This window comes from Citrobacter sp. Ce104 (assembly GCF_030334595.1).
Taxonomy (GTDB): domain Bacteria; phylum Pseudomonadota; class Gammaproteobacteria; order Enterobacterales; family Enterobacteriaceae; genus Citrobacter; species Citrobacter europaeus.
Map to the genome: position 1 here is coordinate 159746 of NZ_JAOWDP010000068.1, position 14504 is coordinate 174249.

At 52.6% G+C, this 14504-nt stretch carries 17 protein-coding genes; 7 read left to right on the forward strand and 10 right to left on the reverse strand.

Annotation, left to right across the window (positions count from 1 at the left end):
* Positions 1–20 precede the first annotated feature (20 nt).
* The 6 genes from tdcD to OGW16_RS19310 all read left to right on the forward strand — a co-directional run bounded on the left by tdcD (position 21) and on the right by OGW16_RS19310 (position 8420).
* Entirely contained in the window at positions 21–1229 is a 1209-nt protein-coding gene (gene tdcD, locus OGW16_RS19285) for a propionate kinase (protein ID WP_043017751.1), read from the forward strand.
* A 28-nt stretch (positions 1230–1257) separates the two neighbouring features.
* The gene (gene pflB / locus OGW16_RS19290) at positions 1258–3552 is read left to right on the forward strand and encodes a formate C-acetyltransferase (RefSeq protein ID WP_043017750.1); all 2295 of its coding nucleotides are present in this window, start codon (positions 1258–1260) and stop codon (positions 3550–3552) included.
* Positions 3553–3565: 13 nt separating this feature from the next.
* Complete coding sequence (locus OGW16_RS19295; protein WP_003828585.1) at positions 3566–3961, forward strand: enamine/imine deaminase; 396 nt, start codon at positions 3566–3568, stop codon at positions 3959–3961.
* Between the two features lie 87 nt (positions 3962–4048).
* On the forward strand, positions 4049–5413 hold the full coding sequence (tdcG, locus tag OGW16_RS19300) for an L-serine ammonia-lyase (protein ID WP_172862421.1): 1365 nt from the start codon (positions 4049–4051) through the stop codon (positions 5411–5413).
* 340 nt (positions 5414–5753) lie between these two features.
* Positions 5754–7085, forward strand: a complete 1332-nt coding sequence (locus OGW16_RS19305) for an SLC5/6 family protein (RefSeq protein WP_087052410.1) — start codon at positions 5754–5756, stop codon at positions 7083–7085.
* 24 nt (positions 7086–7109) lie between these two features.
* The gene (locus OGW16_RS19310) at positions 7110–8420 is read left to right on the forward strand and encodes an L-cysteine desulfidase family protein (protein WP_286518700.1); all 1311 of its coding nucleotides are present in this window, start codon (positions 7110–7112) and stop codon (positions 8418–8420) included.
* Positions 8421–8474: 54 nt separating this feature from the next.
* Here the strand turns inward: OGW16_RS19310 and OGW16_RS19315 are convergent, their stop codons facing one another.
* Both OGW16_RS19315 and OGW16_RS19320 read right to left on the reverse strand, forming a co-directional pair.
* A complete protein-coding gene (locus OGW16_RS19315) occupies positions 8475–8624 on the reverse strand; it encodes a protein YhaL (RefSeq protein ID WP_286518701.1) in 150 nt (49 codons plus the stop codon).
* A 26-nt stretch (positions 8625–8650) separates the two neighbouring features.
* The gene (locus tag OGW16_RS19320) at positions 8651–9352 is read right to left on the reverse strand and encodes a pirin family protein (RefSeq protein WP_043017746.1); all 702 of its coding nucleotides are present in this window, start codon (positions 9350–9352) and stop codon (positions 8651–8653) included.
* 104 nt (positions 9353–9456) lie between these two features.
* On the opposite strand from OGW16_RS19320, the gene yhaJ reads away from it, so the two are divergent.
* Positions 9457–10353, forward strand: a complete 897-nt coding sequence (gene yhaJ, locus OGW16_RS19325) for a DNA-binding transcriptional regulator YhaJ (protein WP_003024855.1) — start codon at positions 9457–9459, stop codon at positions 10351–10353.
* 108 nt (positions 10354–10461) lie between these two features.
* On the opposite strand, the gene OGW16_RS19330 is transcribed toward yhaJ, so the two are convergent.
* The 8 genes from OGW16_RS19330 to mzrA form a co-directional block, all read right to left on the reverse strand.
* Complete coding sequence (locus tag OGW16_RS19330) at positions 10462–10827, reverse strand: DUF805 domain-containing protein (RefSeq protein WP_043017744.1); 366 nt, start codon at positions 10825–10827, stop codon at positions 10462–10464.
* A gap of 125 nt (positions 10828–10952) precedes the next feature.
* Positions 10953–11939, reverse strand: coding sequence for a glutathionyl-hydroquinone reductase YqjG (yqjG, locus tag OGW16_RS19335; RefSeq protein ID WP_172862419.1), 987 nt, complete (start codon positions 11937–11939; stop codon positions 10953–10955).
* A 72-nt stretch (positions 11940–12011) separates the two neighbouring features.
* Positions 12012–12404, reverse strand: coding sequence for a DoxX family protein (locus OGW16_RS19340; RefSeq protein WP_047408436.1), 393 nt, complete (start codon positions 12402–12404; stop codon positions 12012–12014).
* Between the two features lie 174 nt (positions 12405–12578).
* Positions 12579–12878 carry a YqjK-like family protein gene (locus OGW16_RS19345; protein WP_003024845.1) on the reverse strand — a complete coding sequence of 100 codons (300 nt, stop codon included), beginning with the start codon at positions 12876–12878 and terminating at the stop codon, positions 12579–12581.
* Positions 12878–13273 carry a phage holin family protein gene (locus OGW16_RS19350; protein WP_043017741.1) on the reverse strand — a complete coding sequence of 132 codons (396 nt, stop codon included), beginning with the start codon at positions 13271–13273 and terminating at the stop codon, positions 12878–12880. Before OGW16_RS19350 ends, OGW16_RS19345 begins: the two co-directional genes overlap by 1 nt.
* 2 nt (positions 13274–13275) lie before the next feature.
* The gene (locus OGW16_RS19355) at positions 13276–13581 is read right to left on the reverse strand and encodes an ElaB/YgaM/YqjD family protein (RefSeq protein ID WP_003024832.1); all 306 of its coding nucleotides are present in this window, start codon (positions 13579–13581) and stop codon (positions 13276–13278) included.
* Positions 13582–13614: 33 nt separating this feature from the next.
* Entirely contained in the window at positions 13615–13983 is a 369-nt protein-coding gene (locus tag OGW16_RS19360; RefSeq protein ID WP_043017740.1) for a DUF1090 domain-containing protein, read from the reverse strand.
* A gap of 147 nt (positions 13984–14130) precedes the next feature.
* Positions 14131–14499 (reverse strand): EnvZ/OmpR regulon moderator MzrA, encoded by a 369-nt coding sequence (mzrA, locus tag OGW16_RS19365; RefSeq protein WP_029139667.1) that lies wholly within the window; start codon positions 14497–14499, stop codon positions 14131–14133.
* Positions 14500–14504: the final 5 nt, after the last annotated feature.

The window sequence follows — 14504 nt, forward strand, 5'->3', positions numbered from 1 at the left end:
AGGATGAGCGGAGTAGTGAAATGAATGAGTTTCCGGTAGTACTGGTTATTAACTGTGGTTCATCCTCCATTAAATTCTCAGTGCTGGATGCAGCAAACTGTGACGTTTTAATGGCGGGAATTGCAGACGGTATTAACTCTGAAAATGCGTTCATAGCAATTAATGGAGGAGAGCCAGCTAAGCTGGCTCACCACAGCTACGAAGACGCATTAAAAGCAATTGCCGTTGAACTGGAGAAACGTAATTTAATGGACAGCGTGGCCTTAATTGGCCACCGCATTGCCCACGGCGGAAATATCTTTACCGAATCAGCAATTATTACTGAGGAAGTTATCGACAATATTCGCCGGGTATCGCCTTTAGCGCCGTTACATAATTATGCGAACCTCAGTGGGATCGAGTCCGCTCAGCACCTTTTCCCAGGCGTGCAGCAGGTCGCGGTATTTGATACCAGCTTCCACCAGACGATGGCTCCTGAGGCCTATCTGTACGGTTTACCGTGGAAATATTTTGAGGAGTTGGGCGTTCGTCGTTACGGTTTCCACGGCACGTCGCACCGCTATGTTTCTCAGCGAGCGCATGAGCTTCTCGAGCTGCAACACGATGACTCAGGTCTGGTTGTGGCGCATCTGGGGAACGGCGCGTCAATTTGTGCGGTACGTAACGGACAGAGCGTTGATACCTCAATGGGCATGACGCCGCTGGAAGGGCTGATGATGGGCACACGCAGCGGCGACGTCGATTTCGGCGCGATGGCGTGGATTGCCAGCGAAACCAACCAGACGCTGAGCGACCTTGAGCGTGTAGTGAATAAAGAGTCCGGTTTACTGGGTATTTCCGGTTTGTCCTCTGACTTACGTACGTTAGAAAAAGCCTGGCACGAGGGACATGAGCGTGCGCAGTTGGCGATTAAAACGTTTGTGCATCGTATTGCACGTCATATCGCTGGACATGCCGCATCACTGCATCGTCTTGATGGGATTATTTTCACCGGTGGAATCGGTGAGAACTCGGTATTAATTCGTCGTCTGGTTATTGAACACCTCGCCGTTTTAGGGGTGAATATCGACAGCGAGATGAATAGCCTGCCAAATTCCCATGGCGAAAGAATTATCTCTAATAAAGATGCTCGTGTTATTTGTGCGGTAATTCCCACAAATGAAGAGAAAATGATTGCGCGTGATGCCATTGCGTTAGGCAAAATTAATACACCAGTAGAATTTGCATAATTAATTTTCAGCAGAGAGATTATTTTTCATGAAGGTAAATATCGATACCAGCGATATGCTGTATGCCGAAGCCTGGAATGGCTTTAAAGGTACGGACTGGAAAGAAGAAATTAATGTCCGTGATTTTATTCAGCACAACTATACGCCTTATGAAGGGGATGAATCTTTCCTCGCCGAAGCTACGCCTGCGACCACTGCGTTGTGGGAAAAAGTCATGGCGGGCATCCGTATTGAAAACTCGACGCACGCGCCGGTTGATTTCGATACCAATATTGCCACCACGATAACCGCTCATGATGCGGGTTATATTGAACAAGAACTGGAAAAAATCGTCGGTTTGCAAACGGATAAGCCGCTCAAGCGTGCTCTGCATCCGTTTGGCGGCATCAACATGATCAAAAGCTCTTTTGATGCTTATGGTCGTGAGATGGATGCTGATTTTGAATACCAGTTTACTGAACTGCGTAAAACCCATAACCAGGGCGTATTCGACGCCTACTCTCCGGATATGCTGCGCTGCCGTAAATCCGGCGTGCTGACCGGCCTGCCGGATGGTTACGGTCGTGGTCGTATCATCGGTGATTATCGCCGCGTCGCGCTGTACGGTATCCGCTACCTGGTGCGCGAGCGTGAACTGCAGTTTGCCGATCTCCAGTCTAACCTGGAGTGGGGCCAGAATCTTGAAGCCACGATTCGTCTGCGCGAAGAACTGTCTGAGCACCGCCGCGCTCTGCTGCAAATGCAGGAAATGGCGGCGAAATACGGCTGCGATATCTCCCGTCCGGCGCGTAATGCGCAGGAAGCGGTGCAGTGGGTGTACTTTGCTTACCTGGCTGCGGTGAAATCGCAGAACGGCGGCGCTATGTCGCTGGGCCGTACCGCATCGTTCCTCGACATCTACATTGAGCGCGATTTCAAAGCGGGTATCTTAAACGAGCAGCAGGCGCAGGAACTGATCGACCACTTCATTATGAAGATCCGTATGGTGCGCTTCCTGCGTACGCCGGAATTCGACACGTTGTTCTCAGGCGACCCTATCTGGGCGACCGAAGTTATCGGCGGCATGGGGCTGGATGGCCGCACGCTGGTGACGAAAAACTCGTTCCGTTACCTGCATACGCTGCACACCATGGGCCCGGCGCCTGAGCCGAACCTGACTGTACTGTGGTCTGAGCAGCTACCGATTGCCTTCAAAAAGTACGCCGCCCAGGTGTCTATCATCACCTCGTCTTTACAGTATGAAAACGACGATTTGATGCGCGCCGACTTTGACAGCGATGACTATGCCATTGCCTGCTGCGTCAGCCCGATGGTTATCGGCAAACAAATGCAGTTCTTCGGTGCGCGTGCAAACCTCGCCAAAACGTTGCTGTACGCAATCAACGGCGGCGTGGATGAGAAACTGAAAATCCAGGTCGGCCCGAAAACGGCTCCGCTGATGGATGACGTGCTGGACTACGACACGGTGATGGAGAGCCTGGACCACTTTATGGACTGGCTGGCCGTGCAGTACATCAGCGCGCTGAACATCATCCACTACATGCACGACAAGTACAGCTACGAAGCTTCGCTGATGGCGCTGCACGATCGCGATGTCTATCGCACGATGGCCTGCGGTATGGCGGGTCTGTCCGTGGCGGCGGATTCTCTGTCGGCTATCAAATATGCTCGCGTGAAACCGATTCGCGATGAAAATGGTCTGGCCGTTGATTTCGAAATCGAAGGCGACTATCCGCAATACGGCAACAACGACGAGCGCGTAGACAGTATTGCCTGCGACCTGGTCGAACGCTTTATGAAGAAAATTAAGGTGTTGCCAACCTACCGTAACGCGGTGCCAACGCAGTCTATTCTGACCATCACCTCCAACGTGGTGTACGGACAGAAAACCGGTAACACGCCGGACGGACGTCGCGCTGGTACGCCGTTTGCGCCAGGGGCTAACCCGATGCACGGCCGCGATCGTAAAGGTGCGGTGGCGTCGTTAACGTCGGTCGCCAAACTGCCGTTTACCTATGCCAAAGACGGTATCTCATACACCTTCTCCATTGTGCCGGCTGCACTGGGCAAAGAGGATGGGGTGCGTAAAACCAACCTGGTCGGTCTGCTGGACGGTTACTTCCACCATGAAGCGCATGTGGAAGGCGGGCAGCATCTGAACGTTAACGTTATGAACCGTGAAATGTTGATGGATGCCATTGAGCACCCGGAAAACTATCCGAACCTGACGATCCGCGTGTCTGGCTATGCGGTGCGCTTCAACGCGCTGACCCGCGAACAGCAGCAGGATGTTATTTCACGTACTTTCACCCAGGCGCTCTGACGCCGGAGGGACTATGAGAAAAGTTATTGCAACCGAATGTGCGCCAGGGGCCATCGGGCCTTACGTACAGGGTGTGGATCTGGGCAGTATGGTGTTGACGTCAGGTCAAATCCCGGTATGTCCACAGACCGGTGAAGTGGCAGAAAACGTGGCCGATCAGGCGCGTCAAAGCCTGGAAAACGTGAAAGCGATCGTCGAGTCCGCAGGTTTGAAAGTGAGCGATATCGTGAAGACGACCGTTTTCGTATCCGACCTGAACGATTTCGCCACCATTAACCAGGTGTACCAGCAGTTCTTTGATGAGCATAAGGCAATTTACCCTACGCGCAGCTGCGTACAGGTCGCCCGCTTACCCAAGGATGTGAAGCTCGAGATTGAAGCCATCGCCGTACGTGGCGACACGCTGTAATCCCTTGCGGGGCGATCGCAGGATCGCCCCGATCCTTAATGAGTGTGAAACCTGGTCTTCACTGAACGGCAATCCGAGGGTGTGGATATGATTAGCGCATTCGATATTTTTAAGATTGGCATTGGACCTTCCAGCTCCCATACCGTGGGGCCAATGAACGCAGGTAAAAGCTTTATCGATCTGTTGGTCAGCAGCGGAGAACTTCCCAGAACCACGCATATTGTGGTCGATCTTTACGGCTCGCTCTCCCTGACCGGAAAAGGTCATGCGACAGATGTCGCCATCATAATGGGACTGGCCGGTAACAGTCCGCAAAACGTTAATATAGATTCAATCGCTGGTTTTATTCAGGAAGTGGCCCGTACCGGACGTTTACCGGTTGCAGAGGGCACGCATGTTGTCGATTTCTCTCCAGATAAAAATATTCTCTTTCATAGCGAAACGCTGCCGCGCCATGAAAATGGCATGCGTATCACCGCGTGGAACGGCACCGAGACGCTGCTAAGCAAAATCTATTACTCCGTCGGCGGTGGTTTTATCGTTGAAGAGGAGCAATTTGGTCAGGCGCATGATGTTGAAGCACACGTGCCCTACAATTTTCATTCCGCCAGCGAACTGCTGAAACTGTGTGAGCGCAACGGGCTGTCTGTTTCCGGCTTGATGATGCAAAACGAACTGGCGATGCGCAGCAAAGAAGAAATCGATGCTGGCTTTGCCGCCATCTGGGACGTCATGCACGCCGGGATCGAACGCGGTATGAACACCGAAGGCGTCCTGCCGGGCCCGCTTAACGTTCCGCGTCGCGCCGTGGCATTACGTCGGTTGCTGGTTTCCAGTGATAATTTGTCCAGCGACCCGATGAACGTGATTGACTGGATCAACATGTTCGCGCTGGCCGTGAGCGAAGAAAACGCCGCCGGTTGCCGGGTTGTCACGGCACCGACCAACGGTGCATGTGGGATTATCCCTGCTGTCCTGGCCTATTACGACAAGTTCCGTCGTCCGGTGAATGCGAACTCCATTGCCCGCTATTTGCTGGCCGCGGGGGCGATAGGCGCGCTGTATAAGATGAACGCCTCTATTTCTGGTGCTGAGGTGGGCTGTCAGGGTGAGATTGGCGTGGCCTGTTCAATGGCGGCAGCCGGGCTGACAGAGTTGCTTGGCGGTAGCCCGTCGCAGGTTTGTATTGCGGCTGAAATCGCCATGGAGCATAACCTGGGGCTGACCTGCGACCCGGTCGCCGGACAGGTGCAAATACCGTGCATTGAGCGTAATGCGATCAACGCGGTAAAAGCCGTCAACGCCGCGCGTATGGCGCTACGTCGGACGTCAGAGCCACGCGTGTCGCTCGATAAGGTGATCGAGACCATGTATGAAACAGGCAAAGATATGAACGACAAATACCGTGAAACGTCGCGCGGTGGCCTGGCGATTAAAGTGGTTTGTACCTGAGATGAAAGGGTGCGTTTGTAGGCCGGATAAGGCGTAAGCGCCGCCATCCGGCCATGAATGAATTAATCAACATAGTAGAATAAAAAGGTGCACTTTAGTGCACCTTTTTTGTTGTGATCGGCTTCAAAATTAGAAATTAAATTCTTTATGTGAGTTTAAAAGAGAAAATATTTCTTAACTTTTAGAAATTACAGGGGTTTGTTTGTGAAGTTTTTCTCTGACCCTGCGCGTATGATTTCCTCATTACTCCAATAGCTCGCCTGCACCTTAGTACTGCGTATCGCATTGAGGCAGTACAAAAAAATATAAAAACCTCTACCTACACATTGAGCGGGAAATTATGGAAACAACAACAAATAACAGCGTAATACTCGACGCGTCTGCTCCGGCTCGCCGGGCGGGAATGACCGAAAGTGAATGGCGCGAAGCCATTAAATTCGACAGCACGGACACCGGCTGGGTCATTATGAGTATCGGTATGGCAATTGGCGCGGGGATTGTTTTTCTTCCTGTCCAGGTAGGGCTGATGGGGCTGTGGGTGTTCTTGCTCTCCTCTATCATCGGCTACCCAGCCATGTATCTGTTCCAGCGGCTGTTTATTAATACGCTGGCTGAGTCCCCAGAGTGTAAAGACTATCCGAGCGTGATCAGCGGCTATCTGGGTAAGAACTGGGGCATCCTGTTAGGTGCGTTGTATTTTGTGATGCTGGTTATCTGGATGTTTGTTTATTCCACCGCCATTACCAACGATAGCGCCTCCTACCTGCACACTTTTGGCGTTACTGAAGGTTTGCTGTCCGACAGCCCGTTTTATGGACTGGTGCTGATTTGCATCCTGGTTGCCCTCTCGTCACGCGGTGAACAAATGCTGTTTAAAATCTCCACTGGCATGGTACTGACCAAGCTACTGGTGGTTGCAGCGCTTGGCGTATCAATGGTGGGGATGTGGCATCTGCATAACGCAGGTTCACTGCCGCCGATGGCGTTGCTGATCAAAAATGCGATCATCACGCTGCCGTTCACGCTGACCTCGATTCTGTTTATTCAGACCTTAAGCCCGATGGTTATCTCATACCGTTCTCGCAATAAATCCATTGAAGTGGCGCGCCATAAAGCCCTGCGTGCTATGAACATTGCGTTCGGTATCCTGTTTGTTACCGTCTTTTTCTACGCCGTTTCCTTCACGCTGGCGATGGGCCATGACGAAGCGGTTAAAGCCTACGAGCAGAACATTTCCGCTCTGGCGATTGCCGCGCAGTTTATCAACGGTGCGGGTGCGGGCTGGGTGAAAATTGTTAGCGTTATTCTGAACATTTTCGCCGTTATGACCGCTTTCTTCGGCGTTTACTTAGGTTTCCGTGAAGCCACTCAGGGGATCGTGATGAACATTCTGCGTCGTAAAATGCCAGCAGAGAAAATCAATGAGACCCTGGTTCAGCGCGGCATTATGGTTTTCGCCATCCTGTTGGCGTGGAGCGCAATTGTGCTGAATGCACCGGTACTGAGCTTCACCTCTATTTGTAGCCCTATTTTCGGCATGGTGGGTTGTCTGATCCCGGCCTGGCTGGTTTACAAAGTTCCTGCACTGCACAAATACAAAGGCGCTTCCCTGTATCTGATTATTATCACGGGCCTGCTGCTGTGCATTTCTCCGTTCCTGGCATTTTCCTGAGATATCTGAGCAAAGGTTGTTGTTATGTTTGAGACTACATTGAATCCATTATGGGATAGTTTTATCCGCGCGGTGCAGGAAGAAGTTAAGCCTGCGCTGGGTTGTACGGAACCTATCTCTCTGGCTCTGGCGGCAGCGGTCGCAGCCGCTGAGCTGGGCGGCGCGGTTGAACGCATTGATGCGTGGGTCTCACCGAACCTGATGAAAAACGGCATGGGCGTTACCGTGCCGGGTACCGGAATGGTCGGGTTGCCTGTCGCGGCAGCGCTGGGTGCGCTGGGTGGAAATGCCCGCGCCGGTTTAGAGGTACTGAAAGACGCGTCGCCACAAGCGATCGCCGATGCGAAAGCGATGCTGACCGCAGGGAAGGTTGCTGTGATGCTGCAGGAGCCTTGCGAGGATATCCTCTTTTCCCGCGCGAAGGTTTACGGCACTGAAGGATGGGCGTGCGTAACGATTGTGGGCGGTCATACCAACATTGTCTGCATCGAGACCAATAAAGGCGTGGTGTTCACCACAGAACAGAACGCTGAGGAAGAGGAGCAGGAGTCACCGCTGGCGGTACTGTCTCACACGTCGCTGGAAGAGATTCTGGCGTTCGTGAACGCGGTACCGTTTGAGTCAATCCGCTTCATTCTCGATGCGGCAAAACTGAACGGTGCACTGTCTCAGGAAGGGCTGCGCGGTAACTGGGGCTTGCACATCGGAACCACGCTTGAGAAGCAATGTGCGCGTGGCCTGCTGGCGAACGATCTCTCCACCTCTATTCTGATCCGTACTAGCGCGGCATCGGATGCGCGAATGGGCGGGGCGACGCTGCCGGCCATGAGCAACTCCGGCTCCGGTAATCAGGGGATTACCGCCACCGTTCCGGTCATGGTGGTGGCCGAGCACTTTGGCGCGGATGAAGAGAAACTGGCGCGTGCGCTGATGTTGTCTCACCTGAGTGCTATCTACATCCATCATCAGCTCCCGCGTTTGTCTGCACTGTGTGCGGCAACCACGGCGGCGATGGGCGCCGCGGCGGGGATGGCATGGATCGTTGATGGTCGCTACAACACTATCGCGATGGCGATCAGCAGCATGATTGGCGACGTAAGCGGGATGATTTGTGATGGCGCTTCGAACAGCTGTGCGATGAAAGTCTCAACCAGTGCATCTGCGGCGTGGAAAGCGGTGCTGATGGCGCTGGATGATACCGCTGTAACCGGCAATGAAGGGATTGTGGCGCATAACGTGGAGCAATCTATCAGTAACCTGTGCGCGCTGGCGTGTCGTTCTATGCAGGAAACCGACAAGCAGATCATTGAGATCATGGCCAGTAAAGCGCATTAATCTGTAGGCCGGGTAAGGCGCAGCCGCTACCCGGCATCAGCCTGAGCCGCCTTCTCAGGCGGCTTCTTCGTCTTCCAGCCGTAGCTCGGCATCGGCCACAATCGCTTCCAGCTCCGTCAGCATTTCTTCATAACCGAAGGTAACCGTTTCCTGCTTTTTAGGCTCAGTCTGCGGCTGGCGTTTTTTTGATGATTTCTTGCCCAATAGTCGTACTCCGTTGTTTTCCCTGACTATACGGGCAAATCTATCAGCAAAGCGCGCAGCGGGGTATCAGCGACTAACGTTATGTTAGTTTCGTCACGAATAAATGCGCCATCGCCGCAGGTGAGCGCTTCTTTTTCGGCGCCAGATGTTACCGCATGGAATCTGCCGTGAATCGACTGTAAGTAAGCCCGCGGCCCATGTAACTGAAAACTCAGCGATTCACCCTGTTGCAGTTCAACGTGGTGCACCCAAACCTGTTGGCGCAGATGCAGGCTGCCTTGCTCACCGTCTGGCGAGGCCAACAGCTGATGCTTACCGGCGCTCAACGTGGCTTTCTGTACGCAGGCGTTTTCGCGCTGCGGACAGGCGTCCAGCCAGAGCTGCATTCTGGTTAATGGTTTATCTTTGCTGATATTGTGTTCGCTGTAGCTGATTCCTGGCTGTGTCGCGAGCAGTAAAACTTCTCCCGCTTTGGCCTGAATATGGTTGCCTTCGCTGTCGCGGTACTCCGCTTCCCCTTCGAGGATCAGATTGACGATATCCACCTTCGGATAGGTCCGTGGCTGGAAAGAGGCCCCCGGTGCCAGAACTTCCTGGTTCAGAACACGCAGCGAGGCATAACCCAGCAGTTTAGGATCAAAATAGTGTCCAAAGGAGAAGGTATAACGGGCCTGCAGCCAGCCGTAGTCTGCTTGCCCGCATTGTTTGGCTGTACGGGTAGTAATCATAGTTCTTGACCTCTCTTTACTTCCTTTTATGTTAAATGGCTAGACGCTGCATTGTTAGCCAGATATTCTGCCCGGTATGTTCAAATTTCCTGAATGAGAACGAGATGGCCAAAGAAAGGGCTTTAACGCTTGAAGCGTTACGCGTCATGGACGCAATAGACCGACGCGGCAGCTTTGCCGCAGCGGCGGACGAACTGGGGCGTGTTCCTTCTGCGCTCAGCTATACCATGCAGAAGCTGGAGGAGGAGCTGGACGTGGTGCTGTTTGACCGTTCAGGTCATCGCACAAAATTCACCAACGTCGGGCGTATGCTGCTGGAGCGTGGGCGTGTACTGCTGGAAGCTGCGGATAAACTGACCACCGATGCCGAAGCATTGGCTCGCGGTTGGGAAACGCATCTGACCATCGTCACCGAAGCGCTGGTGCCGACGGCGGCATTTTTCCCGTTGATTGACAGGCTTGCCGGGAAGGCCAATACCCAGCTTTCCGTTATTACCGAAGTTCTGGCTGGGGCGTGGGAGCGTCTGGAGCAGGGGCGGGCGGATATCGTGATTGCGCCGGATATGCATTTTCGCTCATCCTCAGAAATCAACTCGCGTAAGCTATACTCGCTGATGAACGTCTATGTAGCGGCCCCGGATCATCCCATCCATCAGGAGCCGGAACCGTTATCGGAAGTCACCCGCGTGAAATACCGCGGGATCGCGGTGGCGGATACCGCCCGTGAACGTCCGGTGCTGACCGTCCAACTGCTGGATAAACAGCCGCGTCTGACGGTGAGTACGATAGAAGATAAACGCCAGGCGCTGTTGGCCGGTCTTGGCGTGGCGACGATGCCGTACCCGCTGGTGGAAGAGGATATTGCGGCTGGTCGGCTGCGGGTAGTTAGTCCGGAATCGACAAGCGAAATTGATATTATTATGGCCTGGCGTCGGGACAGCATGGGCGAGGCGAAATCCTGGTGTCTGCGAGAAATCCCCAAGCTGTTTGCAGGTAAATAGCTGGACTGTTACGCCGGATGTGGTGCTAAGCACCTTATCCGGCCTGGAAGACGGAGTATGTTGTAGGCCTGATAAGCGTAGCACCATCAGGCATCTACATATGCTACGTCAGGATAACTGTTTGGGATCGGGCCCAAAGCGGTTACTCCCCTGAGTCCCGTTTTGACAGTTGAAAATGATGATCACCAACCAGCCTACGATCGGGATCAGCAGCACCAGCAGCCACCAGGCTGAACGATCGGTGTCATGCAAACGCCGGAACTGCACTGCCCACCAGGGGATAAATACCAGAACCCCATAAATCGTCGTTAATATACCTTCTCCCCCGGCGCGCTCCCAGCCAAGCATTCTGTCCAGAATACCCAGCACGAACGTGAATATGATGTTGACCAACACAAACATCCAGTATTCTTTACGACGCGCGCGGCCACCAAAACCAAAGTAGTTCTTTAATACGTTTAAATACCAATCCATTTTTGCCTCGTTCTGCATTCAATTACTTGTTTTTAAAGCAATCAAATTAAGAATAGCCGTGAATGAAATGATGGTAAATATTTGTGGTATTAATTATTTGGCCCCCAGATGAGGGCCAGTGTAAATCATGCGAAACGCTCGTCACGCCCATGAGGTTCGCTTAGATCCTGCCACGGCCCAATAGAAATAATACCAGTCGGGTTAATGGTTTTGTGGCTACGGAAGTAGTGATTGCGGATGTGATCGAAATTGACGGTTTCCGCAATACCTGGCATCTGGTAGATATCGCGCAGGAAACCGTAAAGGTTCAGATAGTCGCTAATCCGGTGTTTGTCGCATTTGAAGTGGGTTACATACACGGGATCAAAACGCACCAGCGTGGTCCACAGGCGAATATCGGCCTCGGTTAACTGGTTGCCGGTCAGGTAGCGATGTTGTCCAAGGATTTGTTCCAGTCTCGCCAGCGATTGGAAGACTTTTTCCACTGCGTCGTCGTAGGCTTCCTGACTGGTGGCAAATCCGGCTTTATACACGCCGTTATTGACGTTGTCATAAATCCAGCCGTTCAGCTCATCGATTTTGCTTTGCAAGGCTGGTGGATAGTAATCCCCGGCTTTCGCGCCCAGCGCATCAAACGCAGTATTAAACATGCGGATGATTTCTGCAGATTCATTGCTGACAATGGTGTGGTTCTTTTTATCCCACAGCACCGGAACGGTCACCCGTCCGCTGTAGTGAGGATCGGCGTGTAAATAGAGCTGATAAAGAAAGTCGTGCTGATACAGGGTATCACCGGTTGCCGCCGGGAAGTTATCGTCAAAGGTCCAGCCGTTTTCCAGCATCAACGGATGTACTACGGAAACGGAAATGAACGGTTCCAGCCCTTTAAGTTTTCGCAAAATCAGCGTGCGATGCGCCCACGGACAGGCCAGCGAAACGTACAGATGATAGCGATCTTTTTCGGCAGCAAAGCCAGCCTCACCGGTTGGGCCAGGCGCGCCATCCGCGGTGAGCCAGTTACGGAAAGCCGATGCAGAACGTTGAAATTTTCCCCCGGTTGATTTGGTATCGTACCAGGTGTCATGCCAGACGCCGTCAATCAGTTGTCCCATGATTTTCGCCTCCTCAGATAGCAAAAGCGAGGAGATATCTCCTCGCTTTTTGATGTGTTCAGTATAGTTTGCTTACCACTTTTTATTCAGTACACGGTCGATGCTGAAGGCGCCCGGACCGGTGATAGCCAGCAGCAGGAAACCGCCTGCGATAGTCAGGTTTTTCATGAACATCAGAGAGTTCACACCTTCCGCAAAGTTGCTGTGGAAGAGGAACGCCGTCAGCAGCGTGAAGCCTGCGGTGAACAGTGCGGTCGTACGGGTCAGGAAACCGAACAGAATTGCCAGACCGCCGCCAAACTCAAGCAGAATCACCAGCGGTAGCATAAATCCTGGTACGCCCATGGCTTCCATGTACTGTTGGGTACCCGCATATCCGGTGATTTTTCCCCAACCTGCGGAAATAAACAGGATTGGCATCAGAATGCGCGCTACCAGTACACCAACATCTTCTAATTTCTTCATCATACTCTCCAGGAAACCACTCAGGCGGCTTATTGTGTTTTTTTGTGCATCGGCGCTTCAGAGCGCGTCGTTGCTGTCGATGGAGAGAATCATAAACGTGCTTAGTGACAATTGTTAGCAAGGAAAACTGTCAATATTTTTCAAAAATTTTGAGGTTAGGGGGAAAGAGGGGTTTTAGCCACGCAGCTGCTGCTGTCTGATGGTGGATTTAACCAGACGCCAGATGCTCCAGACGCTAAAACCGCGTTTGGCCCAGCGTACCAGCAGATTTGGGTTACGAATGGTGCGAACCGCCATAATGCTGCTCCCGACTAACACCCAGCCACGCAGGTTCAACAGCGTTTTCCAGCCACGATCGTAAACTTCGGTGGCTTCCAGCCAGTCGCGGCGAGTGGCAGACAGATCCAGCCGTTGCTGCTGGATCTGTCCAAGCAGTTGCGCCTTACGTTGTTGACGTTCGACTTTACTGCTCATTATGCATCATCCTCCAGGGCACGCCTGTCGTTAGCGAGCTCATTGCGCGTATGGCGCAGCAGCGTTGTTTTACGTGCCTTACGCAGCGTCCATAGCCCGCCGATAAGCGCTAAAAGCAACAGCACAACGGTGGTGGCAATCATGGCGTTCAGACGATATTGTGGATCTATAGCCCAGATGATAAGCACCATCAGGCTCATCAGTCCAAACGCCGCGAACAGCATGGTAAGCCCAAGCATCAGCAGGATCTGGATGAGATTGGATTTTTCCTCTTCCAGCTCAACGACGGCCAGCCGCAGCCGCGTCTCTACGATCTCAACGAGAATCGTCAGGATCCGCTGTCCAATACCCAGTACGCCTTTGCCTGGACCTTGTGCGTGTTGAGAATCTGCCATTATTAACGGCGCGACAGCAGTACACCAAGCACCACACCGACTGCAGCGCCAATGCCGACGCCTGTCCATGGGTTTTCGCGCACGTAGTTATCGGCTTTAGCCGCTGCCTCACGGGTCTGTTTGGCAATCACATCGCTGGTTTCGCTCAGGCGATGGCGGCTCTCGCGCAAAGCGTGTTCGGCTTTGCTGCGAATTTTACTCATCTCTTCCTTCGACTTATCGCCAGAGGAGCTAAGTACTTCTTCAAGCGTATCCGCAAGAGATTTCAGCTCAGCGCGCAGGTTTTCCGTAGCATTATCTTTCGACATAGTTTTCTCCAGTTGAGTGGCTAGTTACCGTACTTAGTAATCGCGGGTCTCGAGTTCTTTCAGCTCTTTCTGAGCTTCAGCAAGCTTGTGCTCGCGCTTTGCTATCTTATCCGCATCGCCTTTTTGTTTCGCCTCGGCCAAGTCACGTTGACGCTCGGCTATCTCGTCTTTCTGCTCAGCAATTTTTTTCTGATGGTCGGCGCGCAGTTTGCTGTCAGTGCAGTTAGCCCTAACTTCGCTGAGTGCTTTGTTCAGGCCATTGATGCGGTTTTGATTGTTGTGCTTTTCGGCATAGCTAATCTCCCGCTGAATATCCTGTTCTTTTTCCTGACAGAGGGTGGAGGCGTAACTGCCGGCACTGAGAGCGAAAAGACTAATTGCTAAAGCGATGCGGTATTTCATTCTTGAACCTTCCATTGTGATTCGACCTGGTGGCTAAGGCCGATGCTCCAGAGTAATAAAGCGTTGAGTCATAAACCCAGTTTATTAATCATAGGCGTTAAATGATGAAATCACCAAAGTGAGTGATCTAATTCAGAATCCTGGAGATTAACCAAAACGGTGCGGGGTATCACGTAAGCGGGATAACCACTGTACCGCCTGATTATCATCATCCTGCTGGGCAATAACGAAACCATGCGGTAACGTTCGGTCCAGCACGACCTTTGCGGCTGCGCTCTGCGCGCTGGAATCAAAGGTGATTAGCAGCGCGTCATTTTGCGGAGTAATGCTTTTAAAGCGAATACCGTTGGCGTCCAGGTGATGCCAGATAGAGAAGCCATCAGGCATGGTGGCTCCCTGATTTACTGCACGAATGGCAAGCGTTGACTCCTGCTGGCGGATGACCGACCAGGTCAGGAGCAGCGCGCCGATAAACAGCATAAAGGTAGTGGTCCAGGCAAGTCGTCGGAGCGTTATGCGTG